We start from the raw sequence: 23,619 nt of genomic DNA on the forward strand, positions 1-23,619 counted from the left end.
TGATGCAGTTAAAATCAAAAAAGGCGTTTTAATAAACGCCTTTTTAAATATCCAATTTTCACTCTATTAATAATAAGTTTTGCTGCCATGTGCATGCAGAAAGGCAGGAATCAGTCCCGTGAGTGCAGCACGAATATCAGCACGCTCATTGATTAACTGATGCGAACCTTCTTCTAGCATCAGCAAAGTTTGGAGCCGGAATTTACGCCGGATAAATTCGATATTATAACGCCAGTCGACAGTCTGATCCTGTGCACCCTGCGCCAGCCAGACTGGAATACGACAAGCCGGACGCGCTTCCATTTCCAGCATCCAGCGTGACATCGCTAAAATCCAGTCCATGCCCATTATTCGCGGTTGTAATGGATCTTTAAGCCGGATAAAACGCAAAAACTCCGGATTATGGTTATTGCGTCTGAAATGTCGGGGAACTTCACGTTTGATTCGGCTAATAATGCCCAATCCGACCGAATTATGCCACCAGGCAGTTTTAGCGGGACGAATCAATGGTGATAACAATAAGACTCGTTCAACAAAAGGATTTTCACGACGTTCCGCAAACTCCAGTAAATGGTGCATCCAGATCGCACCGCCGGTACTCTGCCCGATGCCGACCCAAGGTTTAGGTAATTGTGAAGCGTGCTGCACATAACGATGTACGGCATGTAAAACCTGCTGATAATGATCAAAATTCTGAATGCTGGCAGGTGAACCATCACTCAGACCATGTCCCGGCAGATCATAGGTTAATACGCTAAAACCCTGTTCCAAAAGCTCTTTGACAATCGGCTGATAAATACCGCTATGTTCCAGATAACCATGCAGCAAAAAAGCGGTTCCCTGAATATTGTCAAAGCGGGTATTTTCCAGATTCGGTTCAAACACCTGTACATGCAACTTGAATAATGGCATCTGTACATAGCCCTGCCAGTGTTTGCAGTCCAGTAAATCAAAACCATAAAGCTTTCGATAGGACTGCAGATCAATCGGCGGTTCATCACTACGATTCAGGTTTAAAGGTGGCAAGAGTTGAGGCGTAACATCCCGACTCGGAATGGGTAAATCCAGCTGTTTCAGAATGGTGGGATTTAAAAATGGGATATCAGACATTATGGCACCTCCCGACAGTCACTGGATCCAAACCACATATCGCGCATGGTCGCCAACATTTCATAATTGGCACGACGACTGTGATCATAATTTTGTGCACTTGGACGCCATCGTGTCAATGGCGTTGGCATCGGCGCTTCTACCGGAATGGTTTGTATGCCATTTAACGCAAATAAACGGCGGGTACGCGGCATATGATAACGATCCGTAATCAGAATCACTGTAGGCGCTCCACCTTTCTTTTGTAATAATAATGAACTGAAACGGGTATTTTCACAGGTGTTCATGCTGCGATCTTCCAGTAATTTGGCATCGACACCATGATTTTTTAACCAGCGCTGCATATACGGCGCTTCGACCCCACTCAGAACAATCGGCAACTGGTAATGTTTCTCTACTGCCAGCGTGGTTTCCAGCCGTAGTCGCGTATAGTTATTGACGACAATTTCTTTGCCGTGGTCATCTAAAGTTAATCCACCACCCAATACCACAATGGCATAAGGCTGGGAGCTATTCGCCGGTTTAGCCTGCTGTTGCTCTTGTAGTAAAGCCAAGTCCTGCTGGATTTCCTCTCCATCGGTTTCCTGTACCGAACTGGCTTCGCCTTGTTCCAGCGGATGCGTTGTCAGAAACTCCATATATTGCTCAATACGTTCCTTGTTTTCACTACTGTCCCACTCCAGCAATTCCCGGACATTTGCTGTCGGATCGACTGGTTCTGCACCTTCCTGTGAGGACAATAACGGCACCTGAGCAGGTGGACTTTGCTCTGCTTTTTGATCCTGCTGCTCGCGTTGATATTCTTCAATTACTTGCTGCAGTGCTTTATAACGCGCCTGAATCAGCATCAGGTTGGCAGAATTATTTTGCTGGATATCCTGTTCCATGACCTTTAAATAAGCCTGACGGGCAATCCACAAATCAGAGCCAGGTTCCAGATTTTCATGCTCGCTTAACGCTGCCATTTTCTGGCTTTGGGCCGCGACTTCATTTAGCTCTAGGGAGACAAACTGGTTTAAGCCCTTGACGATCATTTTTGAGTAAAAAGGCGTATAAACCAACACCAGTAGACAGCCGCATAGCACAAACAGTCCAGTGACAATTTGTAGCAAACGTACCATCCAATGGGTGTTTTTCATGTTATTCCTCTTCCTGATGAGAACGGATCAAGCCATTTTTATTGAACAATACAGGTTCAGGTTCCAGCATCAGACTAAATTTCTCCCAAACCGATTGCTGTACTGCACGATACGTTTTACGGACATCGGTGAGAGAGGCTTGACCATAATTCACCAAGACCAATGCCTGTTTGTGGAACATGCCGACAGGCCCCAACTGTTTACCCTTCCAGCCCGCCTGATCAATCAGCCAGCCCGCTGCTAGTTTAACTTGAGAATTGGCTTGCTGGTAATGGGGTAAATTCGGGAAAGATACAGCAATTTGGTCAAAGTCCGCCTGATCAACCACCGGATTTTTAAAGAAACTGCCCACGTTGGGAAATTCTTGCGGATCAGGTAATTTGTTCTGACGAATCTGGATAACCTGTTGCTGCAAGTTTTCTGCTGTGAGCTGATCACCGACCGCAGTCTTCAGATCACCATAATTCAGTTTCAAATCTGGCTGTTTAAGTAATCTAAAAGTCACATGGGTAATCACATAACGATTGGGATCATCTTTAAAAATACTATGCCGGTAGGCAAACTGACAATCTGCTGCCTGAATCGAAGCAAACTGTTTCAATTGTCGGTCATAGACCTCAACAGAATCGATGAATTCTCCGACTTCAACGCCATAAGCGCCAATATTCTGTACTGGAGAAGCTCCAACACGCCCAGGAATCAGGGCCAGATTTTGTAAACCATACAGACCTTGTGCTGTAGTCCAGAGCACGAAGTCATGCCAGCCTTGTCCACCACCCACACGTAAGCGCTGCGACTGATCATCAGCATCCAGCATTTCTATGCCCTGAATATCCATATGCAGAACCAGTGCATCAATCTGCTCCGGCAACAACATATTGCTACCACCTGACAGGATCAACACATGGAGTTGCTGCTGTTCCGCAAAATCCAGTGCAGCCAACAGGTCAGCAGTTGATTGAATCTGGGCATAGTGCGAAGCAACTGCTTCTAAATTTAAGGTATTAAAAGGTTTAAGTTGAACCTGGGTTTGAATCTGCATCGCTTAAACCTTGTGTAAATTCTGTTTAAAAATCTCAATCCAGGCTTGGCTGCTGGATTCACATTGATCAAGCACCCGCTCAAAGCCATCCGCTTCGCCATAATAAGGATCGGGTAAGGCCTGTTTTGGATAAATCTGATCATGTTCACTCATTAATGCCACGCGTGCACGTACATGACCAAGCTGAGTTTCTGCCAGACGCTGTATGTTCTGGATATTGGATAAATTCTCCAGATCCATCGCCAGAATCAGATCATAATCAATAAAATCATGCGGAATAAGTTGACGTGCGCGAAGTGCTGAAAGGTCATAGCCACGTTTTAGTGCATGCTTCTGGCTACGCAAGTCCGGTGCCTTGCCCGGATGATAATTACTGGTTCCGGCAGAGTCGACCACAATGTTCAGTTGCTGTTCATCACAATAATGTCTGAGTACAACTTCTGCCGTGGGAGAGCGGCAAATATTCCCCAAACAAACACATAACACCTTGTATGGCGTTCTGGATGACATAAACAACCTCAGAGCTACTTTATTTTAAGGATTCTTATGTTAAGTTATTTATATACTGATTCCTATCTCACAACCATAGAATAATCTCGTATTTGCAATAAAAAAATCAAGGATATCGCCATGAATCGTTTTCAGTTTCAAACCGTCCCCAATATCATTGCCGGACTAGGCACGATTCAGGAATTATTTAAAATTCTAAAAAATGGCCGTTATCAACGTCTTCTGCTAGTGACTGACCCGGGGATGCTGAAGCAGCAATTACATCTGCCGCTTCTTGATATTATTGAATCTGCCGGGCTGGAGTACGTGATTTACTCGGATGTTCAGGCCGATCCGCCCGATACAGTGGTGCTTGAAGCGGCGGCTTTTGCAAAACAGGAAAATATTGATGTGGTGCTGGGCTTTGGTGGTGGCAGCTCAATGGATGTGGCCAAACTCATTGCAATTTTGGCGCATCCTGAGCAACATCAGACATTGTCCGATTTGTATGGCGTTGATAATGCCACTGGACCGCGTTTAGCTTTAATTCTAGTTCCAACTACCGCTGGAACCGGTTCAGAAGTGACGCCGATTTCGATTGTCACCACAGGTGAAACCACCAAGACCGGCATTGTCGCGCCCATTCTCTATGCAGATGTTGCCATTCTGGATGCAACCTTTACTCAAAATTTGCCGGCACAGATCACTGCCGCCACTGGCATTGATGCCATGGTACATGCTATTGAAGCCTATACCTCAAAACACAAGAAAAACCCATATTCGGATATGCTGGCCAAACAGGCCTTAAGATTGCTGAATGCCAATTTACAACATGTGCTGCAAGACGGATATGATTTAGATGCGCGTCAAAATATGCTGGTCGGTTCCATGCTGGCTGGACAAGCTTTTGCCAATGCACCGGTCGCTGCCGTACATGCGCTGGCTTATCCGCTTGGTGGCCATTTTCACCTGTCACACGGGCATAGCAATGCGCTGGTTCTAACTGAAGTATTAAAGTTTAATGCGCCAGCGGCTAAACAGCTCTATGCGGAATTAATGACCTGGCTGGATCCCCGCAGTAAAGGTTGTCATGATGGCCTGACCGATCTATTTATTGATCATTTTAATAATCATCTGATGCAAAGCGGTTTAACTTTAAAACTAAATCAGTTGAATGTTCCAGAACATATGCTGCAGGTCATGGCAGAAGATGCGATGCAACAAAGCCGGCTGTTGCAAAATAATCCACGTGAACTCAAGGTGGAGGATGCTTTTCAGATTTATCAGGCGATCTATGCCTAGACCAATTTCTACCTAAGCCTGAATAGCTGAGGATTTAATAATCTAGACCAATTTCTACCTAAGCCTGAATAGCTGAGGATTTAATAATAATGAAAGCTACGATCAAACAGCGTGAACACTATACTTTTTTCCTGCCCATTCAAACCCGATGGGCAGACAATGATCTGTACGGCCATGTCAACAATGTGACTTATTATAGTTATTTTGATACCGCAGCCAATGCCCTGCTGATTCAGGAAGCTGATTTTGATCCTAAATATTCCCCGATGATTGGGCTGGTGGTCAACTCCAACTGTCAGTTCAATCAGGAACTGTCTTATCCGGAAATCATTGAAGTGGGCGTGGCGATTGAAAGCATGGGAAATTCATCGCTCAGCTATGATCTGGCTATTTTTAAACGCAACTCAGATACAGCCGCTGCGCAAGGCAATTTTGTTCATGTATTTGTCGATCGTGAGACACGAAAAAGCACCCCGATTCCAGTCGAAATGCGGGATGCTTTATCTCGATTTGTTGTGACTTAAAATCCAGCCTATTTCAGCTGAATATTTTGCAGTTCACCGTCAAACTGCTGTAACAGATCGCGTACTGCCGGTTCAGCATGTAACAATTCTTCGGCACGTTTAAAGGCACGTGCCTTACGCTGATGCTGCATGGTATAGGGCGTGAGCTGATCCACATTTTCAAATTTCACCTGGAAGTCTGTTTGCGGCCATTGCTGTTGTAAGGCCGCTTCCAGATTATGTTGCAACTGGGTCAACAGCTGCTGGTACTGTTCAGGAATATGGAAAACGGATTCGCCATTCATCTGACCAGTCATGACGCCATACTGTGCCAGTTCCTGTACCGCTGGAGAAAGTTGGCTATTACGGAACCAGTATTCCCATTTTTCTACGCTCCACTCGCCTTCTAAGGTTTGCTCAGGTATTTTTAAAATATCCTGTGGCATCAGATTCTGCGTATTTACATCTTGGGAAATATCTTCCAGCAAAGCTGTCTGTGCAACTGGCTGAACCGGAACTGTATTTTCAAGAGCAGGCTGAGCAATCGAATCCTGTGAAAGTTCCAATTCCGGTGCAGCAAGACTAAATTCCTCATCAGCAGACATACTGTCTTGTGCTGGCTCGGTAGGGATGACAGCATCTGCAGGAATAAACTCTTCAAGCAGCAAATCAGCCGAACTGTTGCTGGTAGCAGGTGCTTCTGGCGTACTCTCGATTTCATCAAAACCAAATAAGCCTTTGTCATCATTTGGATCAAAAATAATTTGATCACTAGACTGCACTTCTTCAATGGTGGTCTGAATTACTACGGGCTGGATAGATTCAGGCTCAGTGATGCTAGTTGGCTCGTCTTCATCCAAAAAATCATCCGAAGAAGGTTCAGACGCTGATGCGACATCAATCTCCTCATCTGTCTCATCGTCCAGAGAAAAATCATCAAATACAGGCTCCGCTTCAAATGATTGTGTTTCTACGGACTCAGATTGAAGTTGTGTCTGAACGGGCTGCTGTAGGCGTGTTGTATGAGTTGTTGCCTGTTGCGGTGCAGTCTCCTGCATCACCGGAATTTCGCTTGGCTGTAAGGGACGGAAAGCCAATAAACGTAGCACCGTCATCTCAAAGCCTTGTTCCTGTGTAACTGCAAGCTGTAAATCGGCACGCCCCTTACAGGCAATCTGATAATAGAGTTGCAGGTCTTGTGCTGAAATTAGAGCCGATAATTGCATGATCTTTTGATTGATCTCTGCACTGTATTTCAGGCTCAGATCTGGCAGGTACTGCAATAAAGCCAGTTCATGTAGGGTTGAAATCAACTGGTCGAGCACCAGTGACACATCCAGAGCTTGCTGACGGAATTGTAGTAATAACTGACTGACCTGCGCTTTCTGGTTCTGATGAATCGCCAGAATCAGATCATAAATAATGGTACGGTCAATCAGACCGAGCATGTCTTTAACATCCTGATGCTGGATTGCACCCTGACCATAGGCAATCGCCTGATCGGTCAACGACAAGGCATCACGCAGAGAACCTTGTGCAGATTCAGCAATCTGCCAGATCGCATCCTGATCAGACTGAATACTTTCTTTGCTAAGAATATGGCCCAGATGTTCGGTAATTTCATCGACTGCCAATGGGCGCAAGGTAAATTGCAGACAGCGAGAAATTACGGTAATTGGCAGTTTTTGCGGATCGGTGGTTGCAAATAGGAATTTGACATGTTCCGGCGGTTCTTCTAGCGTCTTTAATAAGGCATTGAAAGAATGCGTGGACAGCATGTGCACTTCATCGATCAGGTAGACCTTGAAGCGGCCTTGAGTCGGTGCATAAGGCACATTGTCGAGCAACTCGCGGGTATCTTCGACCTTGGTACGGGATGCCGCATCAATTTCAATCAGGTCAATAAAACGACCTTCATTGACTGCGGTACAGGTCGCACAGACTTCACAAGGCGTCGAGGTAATACCGGTTTCACAGTTCAGGCACTTCGCCAAAATACGTGCAATCGTGGTTTTTCCAACACCACGCGTTCCCGTAAACAAATAGGCATGATGCAAACGACCACGTTCGAGCGCGCTGGTTAAAGCACGTGATACATGGTTTTGCCCCACCAATTCATTGAAATTACGAGGACGGTATTTTCGCGCAAGTACTTGATACATGTATGCTCCTTTTTACAGGTCTAAGCATACTGTTTTTTTATGAAATAGTGAAATGAATGCCGGTTTATAAAGAATAAAAATCCCTTGATCAAAATCATTAAAAAATGGATATAAAACAGATGCTTTTTAAAAATTAGACGGATTCAAACAGGATAAAGTCACTTTGCATCTGGTAGCGTTTGCCTGTTTGATCTTCACGAATTTCCAGAACATGCTTTTTCAGATCGACATACAGCAGATTTCGGGTATCGACATTCAGCAGTTCAATCTTTTGTTGTGATTCATCCTGAAACCGAATCTGCCCGCTCATCGTTTTAATTTCATTATGACCACTTAAACTTTCACGCTGTAAAGTAAAGGTCTGATCTTCATTTAAAGTTAAGGCCACTGCCATGCCGGGACAATCTTCACAACTTGAAAAGCATCCCATACATGGCGTTGTGCCCTGATAATTTCCCACCCATGCAGGTAGCTGCACCTTGGCTTCAGCGACAGTATTTTTAACTGATTGATTTTGATCCTGACAACCAAATAAAGCACCGGTTACCACTAAAGGAATCAATATCACTTTCTTCATGCTTTCATTTCACAGAACTGGAATTCGCCACAAAATAGCACATTTTAAAGGATAGATTAAATCCTGGATCAGGGTGATCTAACGCCAGCCTTTGCGCCCGGTCAGTACCGCATCCGCACAGCGCAAGGTTTCCTGAGTCAAACCCCAAAGACGGTAGTCTCCAGTCAATGAACCTGTAGGAAAGTTATGTGTATAGGCAAAACTTAAACCGCGCTCAGGATCGCACCAGGCACCAGAGCCATTGAAACCCATATGCCCAAAACCTTTAGAGGCTTTTCCTAAAGTGAGAACACGGTGATAACCCAAGCGCCAGTGCATTGGTAAAGGCATGACCCGATCTCTTGTTTTGTATTGCACCTGACTAAGTCGCTGGAATACCTCCTGCGAAATCAGTTGCTGACCTTGCCATTCACCACGACTGGCCAGCATGGCATAGATTTTTGCCAGACTCTCTGCAGTAAAGACACCGTTAGCAGATGGGATAATGGCTTTTAGCCCCTGTTCACTAAAAAAACTAAATTTCTTCATGCCTTTGGGAATCATGGCATCCTGAAAATCCTGTGGGCTCTGCCCACTAAAGACCAAGGCTCGTTCCATCAGATTGGGTTTTCTTGGCGTGGTTTTTCTCACAGGCTGTGTTTGAGACTTGGCTGCTTTAGGCTTTAAAATGGGTAATGCTACCCGAGCTAACTCATGCGTCGGCACACTGAAATAGGCCCCATTTAATTGTAATGGCTGAACCAGATATTCCTGCATCAGTGCCCCCAGTTTTTTACCAGTCGCTTTTTCTAATGCCCCACCTACCTGCCAGCCAAAGGTTAGCGGTTGGTAAGCAGCATCGGTTGCAACCTGAAATCGTGGTTCAGCTGCCGCAATCCGGTCCAGCATCTGTGACCAGTCGGCCATTTCAGTGGCATCATCAATGAGATTACGGATATCAAACAGTCCGCTTTGATGACTCAACATATGCGCCAGAGTAATATTTTCTTTACCCTTTTGTGCAAATTCAGGCCAGTATTCTGCAACCGGTCGATCATAATCCAGATAACCGTGACTGACCAGAATATGTGCCAAAGTCGCCAGTACGCCTTTGCCAGTGGAATAACACAGCGACATGGTATCGGGTTGCCAGTTTTCAGTGACAGACTTTTTACCGGTATGAATATCGACGACCTTGTGTCCCTCAAAATATACCACCAGCGCCGCACCACCCTGTTCGGTACGTGCATCCTGCAAACGGCTAAACTGACGGGCAAGGTCACTGAAACGCTCATCGACATTGCCCTGATAATTATGCTGATCAGCAAACAGATAATCTTTAATTGGCTGCATCATTCTATCCATAGAATATTGATCCCTTAAAATGAAAAAGCCTAAATCGGGTTTAGGCTTTTGATTCAGATTTAAATTGCTTTGATATGGCCGGTGACGTGTGGTTTTTGATTTTTACTGCTTCGTATCAGAAAATCTGTATCATTGGCTGCCTGTGCCGTCAGGAACTCAACTTTAGATGGCAAGTACATCGGCAAATTGAACCAGACATCAGCTTCATAAGCATCTGGCAATGACAGATTCGCCAGTGCTTTGGCCTTGCTCCACATACCATGTGCAATCGCCTGTTTAAAACCAAAAGCTTTCGCTGTGACTGCATGAATATGGATCAAGTTAAAGTCGCCTGAGGTCATGGCATAACGACGACCAGTATTCTCCGAGATGTTCCATTCATTATTGAGTATATATTCTGGCGCTTGGCTTTCTGCAGGTTTTGCAGCAGCTTTAGCATTGGTCTTTTGACGTGACAGATAAGTCGTCAATGCTTCAACTACGACCTCGCCTCCCACTTTGACTGTAGTAATGAAATCAAACTGCACGCCTTTATCGTGCGGCTGCAATTCGCCAAATTTGCATGATAGGGTCAAGGTTTCATTGACGCCAATTTTACGGTATTGCTTCACTTGGTTACGGATATGTACCAAGCCCAAGATCGGAAATGGAAATGCTTCTGAAGTCATCATGTGCATTTGCAGACTTTGTGAAAGCACCGTCAGATAGATTGCTGGAATATAACCATTATTTTTAAAACCGCAGACTTCATTATAGGCTTTCAGATGTTTCTGATCGACCTTGAATGAATCCACCACATATTCAACTTGCGGTAGAACTTTTTCAGCTTTCGGCTTTTTAAAAATCAAGCCCTGAATCACTTTTGGATAGGCTAAATAAGGTTTTGGAAGTTGACTAAAATGGCGCGTATTCATACTGAACCTTTGGAAATTTTATTATTTCAATTTGTCTAAAAGCGCCTTCTCTTGCACCATATATGGCTCAGGGAGAAGGCTGGGATGAGGGTCAATTCATCCCCTTTTTAATTTAATTTTTACCTCTCCCTAACCCTCTCCATTAAAGGAGAGGGATATCTCCCCCTTTTCAAAGGGGGATTTAGGGGGATTTTAAATTAAGCCCCTAACAGACTTTGACCACACACACGTACCACGTTGCCATTTAAACCGGTTGACGCAGTAGCAGCAAACATTGCAATGGTTTCTGCAACATCGACAGGTAAACCACCTTGGCTCATGGAATTCATACGGCGGCCCGCTTCACGGATCGCAAATGGAATCGCAGCCGTCATTTGTGTTTCGATAAAGCCCGGTGCAACGGCATTAATGGTTATACCATTTTTTAAAGTTGGTGCTGTGAATTTCACCACACCAATCACACCCGCTTTAGACGCTGCATAGTTGGTTTGACCCAGGTTACCTGCAATGCCTGAAATTGAGGATACACAGATAATACGACCATTGGCATTTAGACCATCGTTGGAGATTAAATAGTCATTTACACGTTCAATCGCAGACAGGTTGATGTTAATCACCAGATCCCATAGCTCAGGCTTCATATTGGCCAAAGTCTTGTCACGGGTAATACCGGCATTGTGCACAATAATGTCCAGACCACCCTGCTCAGCTGCTGCCGCTTTGATTTTCTCACCTGCATCTGCAGCAGTAATATCAATAGCTAAAGTTGAACCGCCAATTTCACCGGCTACACGATCAAGGTCCGCTTGCTGCTGCGGAACATCCAGACAGATGACATGTGCACCATCACGTGCCAATACATGAGCAATCGCTTCACCAATACCACGGCTCGCACCGGTTACTACAGCAGTTTTGCCTGCTAATGGTTTAGTCCAGTCCACATCCACTTTTTCAGCAGGTGAAACACGGATCACCTGACCAGAAACATAGGCAGACCGTGGAGAAACTGCAAAACGTAAAGCAGACTCAAGATTTGCTTTAGCACCAGCATCTACATAGATCAGGTTCGCTGAAATTCCCTTTTTAAACTCTTTACCCACAGATTTTACAAAACCTTCCAGTGCGCGTTGAGCAATGGACTGGCTGACTGATTTAGCAGTTTCAGGCGTAGTTCCTACAATCACGACACGGCCAGAACTTTGGATTTGACGTGCAATCGGGTTGAAGAAATCATAAAGTGATTTTAACTGTTCTGAGTTTTCGATTCCTGAAGCATCAAAAATGACAGCTTTGAATTTTGATTCTTTATCGCCTGGATTAAATGCACCCAGATTCAGTCCAGCTGATGCAGCAGCCTGTTGTAATTCAGCATTGTTACCTGCATAGCTATTGGCATGAATATTTGCCAGAACCTGAGCAATAGCACCAGTCAAGGTACTTGCCGGTGCTGCTCCAAACAATACTGCACCTTTGACTACAGGTGTAGCAGACTCAAAACGCTCTAAAGAAGTTGGGGATGGCAGACCCAAATTTTTAATGACAAATTTACCAATAGGAGATTTTGCAAAAGTTTGGTACTGATCAGTCATGTTTATTATCTCTCATACAAATTAATTTTTGGTTGATCTAAAGTTATCCTTAAACTTCAGTATGATGCCAGACACTTATATTTCAATAGATCTACCAGTTTCCGCCCAATCATACTTGAGATAACAGGCAGATGACTTGACCTAAGCGCAGTCTGTAATGTCATTGTAGTCAATACAGCTTATCTTCTTCTATGCTAATGTAACCGCCAAGAAGACGATCTATTTGCCTGGTAAAGCCTTATGAGCAAAACAACTCAAGATAATCCAGCAGTCGAGAACTCTGCGACAGAAACTGTGTCAAAACCATCAACGCGTAGCAAGCGTAGCACTAAAAATCCTGATACAGCCAATGCCACAGAAAAAAGTCCGGCTAAAACCACACGTACACGCAGTACATCTGCACGTACCAAAAAAACGACTTCAAGCCAACAAGATTCAACATCTATAACACAGACTTCTGTTCAACAGGAACCAAACATGAGCCAAAATACAGTTCGCCACGTTGCGATTATTGGTGGTAACCGCATTCCATTTGCACGTTCTAACGGTGCTTACTTTACGGCATCCAATACTGATATGTTCACAGCAGCCCTGAATGGTCTGGTTGAACGTTTTAACCTTCAAGGTCAACGCTTAGGTGAAGTGGTTGCAGGTGCTGTACTGAAACACAGCCGCGATTTCAACATGACTCGTGAATGTGTACTAAATACTGCTCTTGCACCGGAAACCCCTGCTTATGACATTCAGCAAGCATGTGGTACTGGCCTTCAAGCGGCATTTCTGGTAGCGAACAAGATTGCTCTAGGTCAAATCGAAGTAGGCATTGCAGGTGGTGTAGATACGACTTCTGATGCACCGATTGCTTTTGGTGACGGTTTACGTAAAGCATTACTTGAGCTAAATATCGCGAAAACTGCAAAAGACCGTCTGAAAGCATTGACCAAGATCAATGTGAAAGACCTGATGGATGCACCAAAAAATGGTGAACCGCGTACAGGTCTGTCTATGGGTGATCATCAGGCGATTACCACACTGGAATGGGGAATTTCCCGTGAAGCGCAAGATGAACTGGCTGCATCTTCACACCAGAAAATGGCTGCAGCTTATGAAGAAGGTTTCTTTGATGACCTGATTACACCATTCTTGGGTCTTCAACGTGACAATAACCTGCGTGCTGATTCTTCAGTTGAGAAGCTGGCAAAACTTAAACCTGCTTTTGGTAAAGGTGATGCACGTACCATGACAGCGGGTAACTCTACACCGCTAACAGATGGTGCTTCTTGTGTGCTATTGGCTTCTGAAGAATGGGCGAAGGCAAATGGCCATGAAGTGCTAGCTTACCTGACTTTCCAGGAAACTGCCGCAGTTGATTTTGTCGAGAAAAAAGAAGGTCTGTTGATGGCGCCTGCATATGCCGTACCACGCATGCTTGAGCGTGCAGGTCTGAAACTGCAAGACTTCGACTATTATGAAATTCATGAAGCTTTTGCATCTCAAGTATTGTCTACGCTGAAAGCTTGGGAAGATCCAAAATTCTGTAAAGAGCGTTTAGGTCTGGATGCACCTTTAGGTTCAATTGACCGTGCCAAACTGAACGTAAAAGGCTCTTCACTTGCTGCCGGTCACCCGTTTGCAGCAACTGGTGGTCGTATCATTGCGACAGCAGCAAAACTGATTAACCAGAAAGGTTCAGGCCGCGTACTGGTGTCGATCTGTGCAGCCGGTGGTCAAGGTGTGACGGCAATTATTGAAAAATAATCCGTTGACCGATCCAATTAAAAAGCCCCTCAATTGAGGGGCTTTTTTTATGTTTTAGGGATTTGTTATTGGATTATTTTTAAAATATTCATCTACTTTATTCCATGGTGCAGTCGATGCCACACCTTTTACCATATTCTGGTTCACACCCTGACAAAGTGCGCTGTCCGGCGTCAAGTGAAAAGCATTCACATTTGGGTCCATATAAGGAATTGAACCTGGACGGCGCTGGAAATAGAAGTTTAACCAATCGACCATAGCTTCAAAGCCATAATTCGACATGGCCCATGCACTATTATGCCCGCCCCAATGATGACCAAATTCATGTGCAACAATTCGATAGCCAGATAATCTGTAATGGCCATAGAACAACCATGTATCTACCCCCAAGACTGCACCCCCACCTAGACCACCGCCCATATGGGTAATACCAAGATTAATTTCATTGCGGTTAAGAATTTCCCGATAGATCCGGACATAATCTTCTGGCTGAAAGAAACCATTCGGTCCTTCTACCTGACCATGATTGCCAAAAAAATCGTGTCCCATGACTGCTTTATGGTTAAACCATAAGGTTTCAAATTCTGGAGTACTCAGCATATAGGCCAGATTGGTCATCATCATGACCCATTCCCGGGCATAGACCGGCGTAATACGACACCATTTGTTCGGTTCATCATAGGTACCGAAATAAATTTTCCATTTGGCTTTAATCTGGTTCAGCTTTTGACGTGCTCATCAGTCTCAGAGCTAATTTTCAGATCAAAAATATTGCTTGGATTTTGCGTGGTCTGACTCAGACCTGCTAGCTGGATCGAGCCTGTGCCATCGAGCAACGGGAAACGGGATTGATCGGTCAACTTGAGATCAAAGCTGGCATTCGAAAATGGCGTCAACTGATCCAGCTTCGCCAGAATCACCCAGTCTTCTGAGTTTTTAATCTTGTCACGAATCTGCAAATCACGTACAGGGACAGCACTGTAGCTTTTCAAATGCAGGCGATTGCCATTTAGGGTTGCCGATAAAATCTTGTCCATATAGACATAACGCTGGCTGCTATTGGTCAAGGTTTCCCATGATTCACCATCCTGCAAGACACGGCTTCTTTCGCGCGCTTTAGATTCGGTTAAAATCATAGCTTGGTTTAGCTGTGTGGATTTATTCTGTTGCAAGGTCAGCATTGGCAGAATATGAATTTTCTGATTGGCCATGTGTAATAGATTCTGACCATAAATATAAAGATCGCTGGCCTTGGCTAGTCGGCTGCTCTGGTTTTGCCCTTTTAAAATATAGTCTCGGAAGGTATCCACACTTTTATTGGGTAAGATAGACTCCAAGTTAAAGGATTTTTCCTTGTAACTTTCTACAGTGCCATCATTTCGTGACACATAGACCAAGCCATCGTTATGACGATGCATGACTGCCGACAAATTGGTTTCTGTTAAAATGGGCGTAATATTATTTCCATTTTCCTGAATCTGATTGATATCGTGGACATAAGTCATACCATCCGGCAGGCTGGTATACAGATAGTCGCCCATGACCTCCATACGTGCATTACAGTTGCGTGCACAGCCCGGCAAGCTGAGCCGTGCAAATTTGCGGGCCTTTAAATGGTTTTGCGCTGTCACATCACTTTGACGCCAGACATTGATCCGGCCTTCAATATCAGGTACATACACATAACGGTCGTCAGCAGTCACTGCATTGCTATGTACCAGCGCGTAATTAAGCGCATCGCCCCACCATACACCTGTGCCGAGTGCCATAATGAAGTTCGGTTGCTCGCTATTAATATCTAAAACATCAATCCGGTTCGAGCCATAATTGGCCACATACAAACGCCCTGCTTGAATTTCCAGATCATTCAGGCTATCCCATTTTTTGGCCAGACCCGAAATTTTCGTAGGATCAATCGCACTGAGTGCACGTTTTTGTTTTAAGTCATAACGTAAAATATTCGATTCGGCCTGACTATTGGCAATATAAAGCACATCGCCATTCACCACCATGGCGGTGGGATTCCAGGTTTTCAGACCAAAATTCCCTGCTGTTAATTCTGAACCTACATCCAGAACCTTAAATTCCGCAATTTTGCTCAGTTGCTCTCCCGTACTGGGTGATGTCATTGAATCTGGCCCTGTTGGCTGTGAGGTACTGCTATCGCTTCCTCCGCCCCCACAACCAGACATCAGCAACACGATGGACACTGACAAGATCGCTCGTCTAAATAGCATTGAATTCCCCAATAAATTTAAAAATTAAAATAAAAAATCAAAGTCTTATAGCTTAATTTCTAGTTGGATTCGAGCATAAAAAATGAGGACTTGATCAAGTCCTCATCGCTGAATATTTCACCTTTCGCATTCTGAAAAGGGAGTCTGAACTGTGTGGTATTTTTTATGGCATATTTTATGATGAGATTTTCCGATAATCCGGCTGTAGCCCCAGTCTGGCTTCTAGATGATCATAAATCCACTGAAAAATGAAGGTATACACCAAGATACAAAGGGTCAAAGCCAAATCCAGCAGAAAGGCCTGAGCCAGACTCATGTGTAAGGCATAAGCCACCATCGGAATGGTCGCCAGCATCAAACCACCTTCAAAGCCAATTGCATGGGCAATCCGCACTTTAATGGTTCTTTTCAAACGATGTTTTGCTTCAAATTTTTCAAAATAATGATTAAACAGCATGTTCCAGAGTACTGAAGTCACAGCCATGGCAATTCCTAGCATACCTGTGACCTCAAGCGGCATATGCATCAACGTACTTAGCAGGACAGCGATCACGACCAGTAAAATGCCTTCATATAAGGCAGCATGAATCAGTCTTCTTTTGGAAATTAACATATTAAATCAGCTCAATTCATTACATGATGCAAGAATTTTATTTCTTTAAATCTGATTATTCGAGTTAGAATCTATCAATAAAAATGAAAGATTAAAGATATGAATGTTAATCAAGAACAGCTGCTGATGTTTAAAACCGTGATGGAAACCGGTTCTTTCTCTGCGGCTGCACGTCAACTGGGCAAAGTACCTTCAGCAGTCAGCATGGCCATTGCCAATCTGGAAATTGACCTGAATCTGGAACTGTTTCAGCGTATAGGTCGTGAACCGAAACCAACTGCACAAGCGCAGGTATTGTATGAAAAAACCCAGCAGCTACTGGTAGAAATGAACCAGTGGAAACAGCATGCTCAAGCCCTAAGTTCAGGCTTGGAATCTGAATTGAATATTGTGGTAGTTTCAGAATTGCTGCATACGCGCTGGACCGATTATATTGTGTTGCTAGAACAGGAATTTCCTGCACTGCAAGTCAATGTATTCAGTGCACCTCAGGAAGATGCACATCGTATGCTGTTTGAAGGTTCAGCGCAGCTAGCCTTGATGTTTGAACGCGAACAACTGGAAACACGGGAACAGTTTGTGGAATTGAAACGTGAGGTACTGGTGGCTGTAGTCGCCAAACAGCATCCCCTAAGTCAGTTCGATCAAGTCAGTTATGAACAGATTTTGCAAAACAGGCAGATTGTGGTGGCCAGTCGGGATCGCACCATCAAGCCGGAACTACTCTTTTCACGAAATTACTGGCGCACCGACAACCACCACTCGGCTTGCAGCATGATTCAGCAAGGACTGGGCTGGGGGGTTCTGCCACTCGAAATGCTGAATGAGCAGCCACATTTGCAAGATCAGTTACAGGTTCTCAACCTGCTCGATTTCACCCCAAAGTTTGAATATTTTGTTGATCTGGTCTGGAGCAGAGAAACCCGATTAGGCACAGCTGCTCATTTTTTGATTAATCACTTGCGCAAACAACGTAAAACCGGGCATTAATCACAGAAATTCAACGACAGTCTACTTGGTAAACCGGCCATTTATGATATATAAGAAAGCATAAGCAATAACCATAGAACTAGATCGTAATGACATTAACTGCATTAAACCAATTAAAAAACTTGACGACCATTGTGGCAGACAGCAGTGATTTGAGTGCCATTGAAAAATTTCGTCCGCTTGATGCAACCACCAATCCATCGCTGATTACTGCAGCAGCAAAACAACCTGAAAATCAGGCCTTGATTGAAGCTGCTTTTCAGCAAGCCCAGCAAGAAGGCTATGCAGATGACGCTCTGATTGAACGGACTATTGATATTTTAACGGTCAAATTTGGTGTAGAAATCTTAAAACTGATTGAAGGTCGTGTTTCAACGGAAGTCGATGCTTCGCTGTCCTTTAATACTGAAGCTACCATTGCCAAAGCCAAAGAGTTACTGGCACTTTATGCGCAATATGGAATTGACTCAGACCGCATTCTGATCAAGATCGCGTCTACCTGGGAAGGCATTCAGGCAGCGAAAGCACTGGAAGAACAAGGCATTCATACCAATCTGACTTTATTGTTTGGTCAGCATCAGGCCCATGCCTGTGCTGATGCCAAAGTAACATTAATCTCGCCTTTTGTCGGCCGTATTCTGGACTGGTACAAAAAAGCTGAAGGCGTTGAGTCTTACCCGATTGAAAAAGATCCGGGTGTACTTTCGGTTAAGCGTATTTATGAATTTTATAAAGCGCATGGTATTCAGACTGAAATCATGGGTGCCAGCTTCCGCAGTATTGATCAGGTTCTAGGCTTGAGCGGCTGTGACCTGCTCACGGTAGCACCAAACCTGCTGGCCGAACTGGAAAATGATCAGCGTGAAGTGCAGGCCCAACTCTCAGCCAAAGATATTAAAGTTCAAGGTGAACTCAGCCCAATCAGCCCTGCCGATTTTGAAGCACAACTGAAACAGGATCCGATGGCCAGTGAATTATTGCAAGGCGGCATTGACGGTTTCATTAAAGCCCGTGAGCAACTGGCTGCTTTATTACGTGAAACTTTCCTGAGTACCACTGAGATTTAAAGAAAATTTAGCAAATTTCTCCAAGCCGATGTTGCTATAATGCCGCATCGGCTTTTTTGTTCATGCGAGTTTTTCGTGTTTGGTATCACAGATCTAACGACCTTTATCATTGGAACCACGTTGATTGTGCTACTGCCCGGGCCGAATTCCCTGTATGTCATGTCGATTGCTTCGCGCTTTGGGATTAAGACGGGATATATGGGTGCCTTGGGGGTTTATACGGGCGATCTGATCCTGATTATATGTACAGCATTGGGAGCAGCTTCTTTACTGCATGCCTTTCCGGTACTGTTTATTGCACTGAAAGTTATTGGAGCGATCTATCTCAGTTACTTGGGTATCAAGCTAATCATTGCGGCCTACCAGACTTTCTTTCCGGAAAAGTCATCACAACGCGTCCAGATTAAAAAGACGACTCCAGATACGGTAGAATCTGTTCAGCCCTTTCGCACAGCGCTTACCATTAGCATCTTAAATCCCAAAGCAATTCTGTTTTACCTGTCTTTTTTTGTGCAATTTGTCGATCCTGCCTATCCTTATCCAGCCCTGACATTCACGCTTCTGGCTGTAATCTTGCAATTGATCAGTATGACCTATCTTTCAATCCTGATTTTTTCTGGTGTAAAACTGGCCTCCTATTTCAACCAGAATTATAAAGTGACCGCCAGTTGTGTGGCTGCTGTTGGGATCCTGTTTTGCGGTTTTGGCCTTAAACTGGCGACTTCAACCTTTTAGCAATGACCGGCTTCAAGCCAGCAGAGCTCTGGATAAAATTGTTAAAAATATTGTGTTGATACGTGAAAAGCGTATGATTTAAACGCCTTTAAAAATAGTGTCATGGATGATGCCTAAACTTTTACAAGATCTCTCCTTTCCTGCCGTCATGGCCGGTTTTATTACCTGCATGATTGGTATTAGTGTTTCCGCCGTACTGGTGATTGAAGCTGCACAAAGTCTGGGTGCCAATGCCGCGCAAATCAGTTCCTGGTTGTGGGCACTCGGTATCGGCATCGGGGTTTCCGGATTTTTGCTTTCCTGGAAATATCGCTATCCAATTTCAACCGCGTGGTCGACTGCCGGTCTGGCGCTGGTCATTGCCTCTGCCGGTCATTATAGTCTGGGTGAAGCAATTGGCGCTTTTCTGATTTCTGGAATCTTGATTGCCTGTCTGGGATTCTTTGGAATTTTCGAGCGAATTTTCCAGTTTATTCCACAAAGTTTGACCAGTGCTATGCTGGCAGGTGTCTTGCTGAAATTTGGTATTTCGGTCTTTGGCAGTCTGCAACAGTCCTGGACATTTGTACTTTGTGTACTGGCAGTTTATCTGGTTTCCAAAAAACTGAGTATGCGCTATAGCATCGTGATTACTGTCTTGATAGCTATCTTCATTTGCCCTTTCTTTATTGATTTCACTATTCCTGCACTGAACTGGAGTATTGCCCAGCCGGTCTGGACTACGCCTGAATTTAGCCTACAGGCTATTTTAGGACTGGCCTTACCCTTAATGGTGATTAACCTGGCATCGCAATACCTGCCCGGCTTGGCTGTGATTAAAAGTTATGGCTATCCACCCAAGGTCAATCCGATTTTAGGCTGGACGGGTATTACACAGGCGATGCTGGCACCCTTTGGCTGTTTCAGTGTCAATCTTGCCGCAATCAGTGCGGCAGTCAGTCTGGATGCCCAAGCGCATCCTGATCCGGCCAAACGTTATATTGCAGGGATGAGCTGCGGCCTGTTTTATATTCTGATGGGTTTTTTTGCTGCGACCTTGACCAGTGTACTGATGGCTTTTCCAGGGATTCTGATTACAGTCTTGGCAGGCATTGCCCTGTTTGGCACCATTGGCCACAATATTGCGCTGGCTTTTCAGGACAGTCACGACCGTGAAGCGGCACTGATGACATTCCTGTTTAGTGCCTCTAATATTCAGTTTTTCGGTATTGGTTCAGCTTTCTGGGGACTGCTACTTGGTTTGACGGTTTATTTGCTGTTTAAGCTTAAACCGCAAGTGGCGTAAGCTTATTGTAGAAATGAGGCAATTACTTTTGCTGCCTTTTTAATGCCCGGCAGTTTGGGAAAACAGGTTAATCACCACCACACCGGAAATGATCAGTGCAATCCCGATAAAAGCGGGCACATCCAGCGCCTGCTTAAAGATTACATAGCCTACGATTGCCGTAAGAACGATGCCTACTCCCGCCCAGATTGCATATGCAATGCCTAAGGGGATTACTTTAATCACCTGAGACAGCAAATAAAACGCAATACAGAATAAAACGACTACTGCCAGAGATGGCCATAATCGGGTAAAGCCTTCAGACTTCACCAGAAATGTTGATCCAGTCACTTCGGCAATAATAGCCAATGCCAACAATAAATATGCCCATGACACAGGATTCATTTTTTAAACTCCAAACTATTTTCAATGATTGCTGTCGGGACGATCTGACACGATCAATCTTGAGAGATTCATTTTGCACAGTTTTCTCTTCACGGGGAAAGCTGATGTAAAAAATCCAGGGTTTTGACAAAAGTTTGCTGACTTTCCTTTTTGCCCATAAAAAACTGATATTCATGAATGAGCCAGGCCTTAGACTCTGGATAAAATATTTCAGTCACAGGAATCTGCTGTTCCTTCAAAGCTTTTACAAATGGTAGCGACTGAGTATCGGTCAGGAAGTCCTTATTCCCGCCACTGATGAACACGGGCGGATAAGACGGCGTAATATACTGAATCGGAGAAATCTGCTTTAAAAACTCGGCATCATATTTACGATCGCCGGTATAAGCCTGAATCAGGTTAAAGACACCCCATTCAATAATTTTCATTTCTTCAGGCGCTGTGCTGGCAAATGCTTCCAAGTCATAAATTCCACAATGCAAGATTAAACCTTTAAGCTGCGCGGGTTGCAGATGAGGCTGAATACCGGATTGGTTGGCAAATACAGGATTGGTCAAAAGCGCGGCGTAATGGCTAGCTATATTCGCCCCGGCAGAATCTCCGGCCAGATATAAGTTCTGGGCATCAATTTGGTAGGTGTCTGCATAGGTATCTAGAAATTCAAGTGCCTGATTGATCTGGTGTAACTGGCTAGGATAGGTCACTTGTGGTGCAAACTGGTATTGTACGGATACCACATTATAGCCCTGTGCCGCCAGCAGCTTGAAATAACCGCGTGCATGTTCTTTAGAACCTGAAATCCAGCCGCCGCCATGAATCCAGACAATAGTCGGTCGCGGGCCAATACTGGCAATATTCTGCGGCTGATACAGATCCAGAGATAATTTCTGCTGCGGCGCATAGGTAATATTTTGCTGGACGATAACCGCACCAGGCGCATAACGATCCATCACTTTTTGCTGCAAGCCTGTGGTCAGGTTAAAAGCACCGGCAATGACTTTACTGTTCTGTGTGGTCTGACAGCCGGAAAGAATAAATGAACTTATGAGCAAAAGATGAATGGCAAAAAACCTCAAAACTGTCCCCTATACATGATCTAAAAACAGGCTACGGCAGTTTAAACTATCATGCTGCAAACAAGGACTATTCATCCTCTTATTTTTGATCACTAAACCTGCAATTCCGAGTTTTTTACTCTGTTTTTTTCATCACTTTTACATGAAAAATATTTGTAATTTAATGAGTTTTTTCAATTTTACCGCTTTTTTGCAATTGCACCCGCCACAGCACTGTGCTATCAATAAACCAAGCCTAAAAATCAGACAACCTGCGGAGAAAAGCCATGGCCTATCAACATATTTTAGTCCCAGTGGACGGTTCAGAAATTTCCTTTTCTGCAGTACGACATGCTGCCAAAATTGCCAAGGCATTTGGTAGTCAGCTTTCCCTGATCAGCCTGATCGCAGAAGATCCTTTTACCGAGGCTGATTTCTATTACAGCTCCTCTATCATGAAGGAATATTTTATCGAGGCACATGCCAATGCCAAAAAGGCCTTGAAAGAAGCCACTGCCATCGCAGCCGGTGAAGGTATTGAAGCGCAATCCCGCATTGTCACAGGTTTAGTCAATGCAGAACATATTGCTGAAACCGCGGGTGAGGTGAAAGCCGACCTGATCGTCATGGGTTCTCATGGCCGTAAAGGCTTCCAGAAAATGATTCTGGGCAGCTTTGCACAAGATGTATTGGGTGCGAGTGAAATTCCCGTACTGATCGTGAAAAAATAATCCTGATGCTGCGCATCTTCAAGATGCGCAGTACTTGCTACTTTTACATTTGAACCTCTAGCAAAACATGCTGTGGAGATTTACTCGCTTAAACCACACTCCCCCTTTACTGCAATAATAAATATGAGGAAGCACCATGAATAACTATGATCATCTTCTCGTAGCACTCGATGAGTCCTCGATTTCCTATGCTGCCGCAGATCATGCCCTGGAACTGGCCAAAGTATTTCATAGCCATGTCACTTTACTCAGTGTGATTGCGGTGGATCCCTTTAAGGGCGTAGATTTTTACAAAGTTGCTCCTGCAGTCACAGACTATTTTATGCATGCAGAACAAAATGCGCTGGATCGTTTAAATGAACTGAAACTGAACTTTGTTCGTGATGGCATCCAGGTGACGACAAAAATCCTGCATGGCATGGCGCCGTCAGAAGGCATTATGCAGGCTGCAAATGAATCCCCGACCGATATGATCATTATGGGTTCACATGGTCGTAAGGGTCTGCAAAAACTCATGCTGGGCAGTGTCGCTCAGAATGTTCTGGCACTTTCCTCTATTCCAGTCCTCATCGTCAGACAATAAGATGCTTGAT

The 23,619-nt window shown here is 44.5% G+C and carries 21 protein-coding genes and 1 pseudogene; 9 read left to right on the forward strand and 13 right to left on the reverse strand.

Annotation, left to right across the window (positions count from 1 at the left end):
- Positions 1–66 precede the first annotated feature (66 nt).
- The 4 genes from NI464_RS01215 to NI464_RS01230 are packed head-to-tail and all read right to left on the reverse strand — an operon-like array spanning position 67 to position 3,801.
- The gene (locus tag NI464_RS01215) at positions 67–1,110 is read right to left on the reverse strand and encodes an alpha/beta hydrolase (protein WP_253137633.1); all 1,044 of its coding nucleotides are present in this window, start codon (positions 1,108–1,110) and stop codon (positions 67–69) included.
- On the reverse strand, positions 1,110–2,249 hold the full coding sequence (locus tag NI464_RS01220) for a YdcF family protein (protein ID WP_253137634.1): 1,140 nt from the start codon (positions 2,247–2,249) through the stop codon (positions 1,110–1,112). The genes NI464_RS01215 and NI464_RS01220 overlap by 1 nt, the downstream gene beginning before the upstream one ends.
- Before the next feature lies 1 nt (position 2,250).
- On the reverse strand, positions 2,251–3,291 hold the full coding sequence (gene murB, locus NI464_RS01225) for a UDP-N-acetylmuramate dehydrogenase (protein WP_253137635.1): 1,041 nt from the start codon (positions 3,289–3,291) through the stop codon (positions 2,251–2,253).
- Between the two features lie 3 nt (positions 3,292–3,294).
- Positions 3,295–3,801, reverse strand: coding sequence for a low molecular weight protein-tyrosine-phosphatase (locus tag NI464_RS01230; protein ID WP_253137636.1), 507 nt, complete (start codon positions 3,799–3,801; stop codon positions 3,295–3,297).
- A gap of 120 nt (positions 3,802–3,921) precedes the next feature.
- Between NI464_RS01230 and NI464_RS01235 the strand changes: the two genes are divergently transcribed.
- Positions 3,922–5,082 carry an iron-containing alcohol dehydrogenase gene (locus tag NI464_RS01235; RefSeq protein WP_253137637.1) on the forward strand — a complete coding sequence of 387 codons (1,161 nt, stop codon included), beginning with the start codon at positions 3,922–3,924 and terminating at the stop codon, positions 5,080–5,082.
- 89 nt (positions 5,083–5,171) lie between these two features.
- The gene (locus tag NI464_RS01240) at positions 5,172–5,606 is read left to right on the forward strand and encodes an acyl-CoA thioesterase (RefSeq protein ID WP_085064858.1); all 435 of its coding nucleotides are present in this window, start codon (positions 5,172–5,174) and stop codon (positions 5,604–5,606) included.
- 8 nt (positions 5,607–5,614) lie between these two features.
- Here NI464_RS01240 and dnaX read toward each other — a convergent pair whose 3' ends face one another.
- The 5 genes from dnaX to NI464_RS01265 form a co-directional block, all read right to left on the reverse strand.
- Positions 5,615–7,747 carry a DNA polymerase III subunit gamma/tau gene (gene dnaX / locus NI464_RS01245; protein ID WP_253137638.1) on the reverse strand — a complete coding sequence of 711 codons (2,133 nt, stop codon included), beginning with the start codon at positions 7,745–7,747 and terminating at the stop codon, positions 5,615–5,617.
- Positions 7,748–7,880: 133 nt separating this feature from the next.
- Positions 7,881–8,324 carry a copper resistance protein NlpE N-terminal domain-containing protein gene (locus NI464_RS01250; protein WP_253100605.1) on the reverse strand — a complete coding sequence of 148 codons (444 nt, stop codon included), beginning with the start codon at positions 8,322–8,324 and terminating at the stop codon, positions 7,881–7,883.
- A 78-nt stretch (positions 8,325–8,402) separates the two neighbouring features.
- A complete protein-coding gene (locus tag NI464_RS01255; RefSeq protein ID WP_420914101.1) occupies positions 8,403–9,656 on the reverse strand; it encodes a serine hydrolase domain-containing protein in 1,254 nt (417 codons plus the stop codon).
- 71 nt (positions 9,657–9,727) lie between these two features.
- Positions 9,728–10,582 (reverse strand): MaoC/PaaZ C-terminal domain-containing protein, encoded by an 855-nt coding sequence (locus tag NI464_RS01260; RefSeq protein ID WP_005263296.1) that lies wholly within the window; start codon positions 10,580–10,582, stop codon positions 9,728–9,730.
- Positions 10,583–10,779: 197 nt separating this feature from the next.
- The gene (locus NI464_RS01265; RefSeq protein WP_005263298.1) at positions 10,780–12,171 is read right to left on the reverse strand and encodes a 3-oxoacyl-ACP reductase; all 1,392 of its coding nucleotides are present in this window, start codon (positions 12,169–12,171) and stop codon (positions 10,780–10,782) included.
- 240 nt (positions 12,172–12,411) lie between these two features.
- Here NI464_RS01265 and NI464_RS01270 point away from each other — a divergent pair, with 240 nt between their 5' ends.
- On the forward strand, positions 12,412–13,929 hold the full coding sequence (locus tag NI464_RS01270; RefSeq protein WP_253137640.1) for an acetyl-CoA C-acetyltransferase: 1,518 nt from the start codon (positions 12,412–12,414) through the stop codon (positions 13,927–13,929).
- 54 nt (positions 13,930–13,983) lie between these two features.
- Here the strand turns inward: NI464_RS01270 and NI464_RS01280 are convergent.
- Both NI464_RS01280 and aceI read right to left on the reverse strand, forming a co-directional pair.
- Positions 13,984–16,166, reverse strand: a pseudogene (locus NI464_RS01280) (beta-propeller fold lactonase family protein).
- 175 nt (positions 16,167–16,341) lie between these two features.
- Positions 16,342–16,779 (reverse strand): chlorhexidine efflux PACE transporter AceI, encoded by a 438-nt coding sequence (gene aceI, locus NI464_RS01285; protein WP_005247293.1) that lies wholly within the window; start codon positions 16,777–16,779, stop codon positions 16,342–16,344.
- A 99-nt stretch (positions 16,780–16,878) separates the two neighbouring features.
- Here aceI and aceR point away from each other — a divergent pair, with 99 nt between their 5' ends.
- The 4 genes from aceR to NI464_RS01305 all read left to right on the forward strand — a co-directional run bounded on the left by aceR (position 16,879) and on the right by NI464_RS01305 (position 20,856).
- Positions 16,879–17,769, forward strand: a complete 891-nt coding sequence (gene aceR, locus NI464_RS01290) for an HTH-type transcriptional regulator AceR (protein ID WP_005263303.1) — start codon at positions 16,879–16,881, stop codon at positions 17,767–17,769.
- 89 nt (positions 17,770–17,858) lie between these two features.
- A complete protein-coding gene (tal, locus tag NI464_RS01295; protein ID WP_004645437.1) occupies positions 17,859–18,836 on the forward strand; it encodes a transaldolase in 978 nt (325 codons plus the stop codon).
- 75 nt (positions 18,837–18,911) lie between these two features.
- Complete coding sequence (leuE, locus tag NI464_RS01300) at positions 18,912–19,571, forward strand: leucine efflux protein LeuE (RefSeq protein WP_004278829.1); 660 nt, start codon at positions 18,912–18,914, stop codon at positions 19,569–19,571.
- A gap of 109 nt (positions 19,572–19,680) precedes the next feature.
- Positions 19,681–20,856: a benzoate/H(+) symporter BenE family transporter gene (locus NI464_RS01305; protein WP_253137662.1), complete on the forward strand. Its 1,176-nt coding sequence runs from the start codon at positions 19,681–19,683 to the stop codon at positions 20,854–20,856.
- A 39-nt stretch (positions 20,857–20,895) separates the two neighbouring features.
- On the opposite strand, the gene NI464_RS01310 is transcribed toward NI464_RS01305, so the two are convergent.
- A complete protein-coding gene (locus tag NI464_RS01310; RefSeq protein ID WP_005106592.1) occupies positions 20,896–21,240 on the reverse strand; it encodes an SMR family transporter in 345 nt (114 codons plus the stop codon).
- An 89-nt stretch (positions 21,241–21,329) separates the two neighbouring features.
- The gene (locus NI464_RS01315; RefSeq protein WP_253137642.1) at positions 21,330–22,316 is read right to left on the reverse strand and encodes an alpha/beta hydrolase; all 987 of its coding nucleotides are present in this window, start codon (positions 22,314–22,316) and stop codon (positions 21,330–21,332) included.
- Positions 22,317–22,582: 266 nt separating this feature from the next.
- Between NI464_RS01315 and NI464_RS01320 the strand changes: the two genes are divergently transcribed.
- Positions 22,583–23,026 carry a universal stress protein gene (locus NI464_RS01320; RefSeq protein WP_004278834.1) on the forward strand — a complete coding sequence of 148 codons (444 nt, stop codon included), beginning with the start codon at positions 22,583–22,585 and terminating at the stop codon, positions 23,024–23,026.
- Between the two features lie 136 nt (positions 23,027–23,162).
- Positions 23,163–23,609, forward strand: coding sequence for a universal stress protein (locus NI464_RS01325; protein WP_004278835.1), 447 nt, complete (start codon positions 23,163–23,165; stop codon positions 23,607–23,609).
- Positions 23,610–23,619 lie beyond the last annotated feature (10 nt).

The organism is Acinetobacter lwoffii (assembly GCF_024129685.1).
Classification (GTDB): Bacteria; Pseudomonadota; Gammaproteobacteria; order Pseudomonadales; family Moraxellaceae; genus Acinetobacter; species Acinetobacter lwoffii_X.

What these genes read in the sequence shown, in the direction of transcription:
- NI464_RS01215 (WP_253137633.1), bottom strand. Translation starts at nt 1,110, where the DNA reads ATGTCTGATATCCCATTTTTAAATCCCACCATTCTGAAACAGCTGGAT.
- NI464_RS01220 (WP_253137634.1), bottom strand. Translation starts at nt 2,249, where the DNA reads ATGAAAAACACCCATTGGATGGTACGTTTGCTACAAATTGTCACTGGA.
- murB (WP_253137635.1), bottom strand. Translation starts at nt 3,291, where the DNA reads ATGCAGATTCAAACCCAGGTTCAACTTAAACCTTTTAATACCTTAAAT.
- NI464_RS01230 (WP_253137636.1), bottom strand. Translation starts at nt 3,801, where the DNA reads ATGTCATCCAGAACGCCATACAAGGTGTTATGTGTTTGTTTGGGGAAT.
- NI464_RS01235 (WP_253137637.1), top strand. Translation starts at nt 3,922, where the DNA reads ATGAATCGTTTTCAGTTTCAAACCGTCCCCAATATCATTGCCGGACTA.
- NI464_RS01240 (WP_085064858.1), top strand. Translation starts at nt 5,172, where the DNA reads ATGAAAGCTACGATCAAACAGCGTGAACACTATACTTTTTTCCTGCCC.
- dnaX (WP_253137638.1), bottom strand. Translation starts at nt 7,747, where the DNA reads ATGTATCAAGTACTTGCGCGAAAATACCGTCCTCGTAATTTCAATGAA.
- NI464_RS01250 (WP_253100605.1), bottom strand. Translation starts at nt 8,324, where the DNA reads ATGAAGAAAGTGATATTGATTCCTTTAGTGGTAACCGGTGCTTTATTT.
- NI464_RS01255 (WP_420914101.1), bottom strand. Translation starts at nt 9,656, where the DNA reads ATGCAGCCAATTAAAGATTATCTGTTTGCTGATCAGCATAATTATCAG.
- NI464_RS01260 (WP_005263296.1), bottom strand. Translation starts at nt 10,582, where the DNA reads ATGAATACGCGCCATTTTAGTCAACTTCCAAAACCTTATTTAGCCTAT.
- NI464_RS01265 (WP_005263298.1), bottom strand. Translation starts at nt 12,171, where the DNA reads ATGACTGATCAGTACCAAACTTTTGCAAAATCTCCTATTGGTAAATTT.
- NI464_RS01270 (WP_253137640.1), top strand. Translation starts at nt 12,412, where the DNA reads ATGAGCAAAACAACTCAAGATAATCCAGCAGTCGAGAACTCTGCGACA.
- aceI (WP_005247293.1), bottom strand. Translation starts at nt 16,779, where the DNA reads ATGTTAATTTCCAAAAGAAGACTGATTCATGCTGCCTTATATGAAGGC.
- aceR (WP_005263303.1), top strand. Translation starts at nt 16,879, where the DNA reads ATGAATGTTAATCAAGAACAGCTGCTGATGTTTAAAACCGTGATGGAA.
- tal (WP_004645437.1), top strand. Translation starts at nt 17,859, where the DNA reads ATGACATTAACTGCATTAAACCAATTAAAAAACTTGACGACCATTGTG.
- NI464_RS01305 (WP_253137662.1), top strand. Translation starts at nt 19,681, where the DNA reads ATGCCTAAACTTTTACAAGATCTCTCCTTTCCTGCCGTCATGGCCGGT.
- NI464_RS01310 (WP_005106592.1), bottom strand. Translation starts at nt 21,240, where the DNA reads ATGAATCCTGTGTCATGGGCATATTTATTGTTGGCATTGGCTATTATT.
- NI464_RS01320 (WP_004278834.1), top strand. Translation starts at nt 22,583, where the DNA reads ATGGCCTATCAACATATTTTAGTCCCAGTGGACGGTTCAGAAATTTCC.
- NI464_RS01325 (WP_004278835.1), top strand. Translation starts at nt 23,163, where the DNA reads ATGAATAACTATGATCATCTTCTCGTAGCACTCGATGAGTCCTCGATT.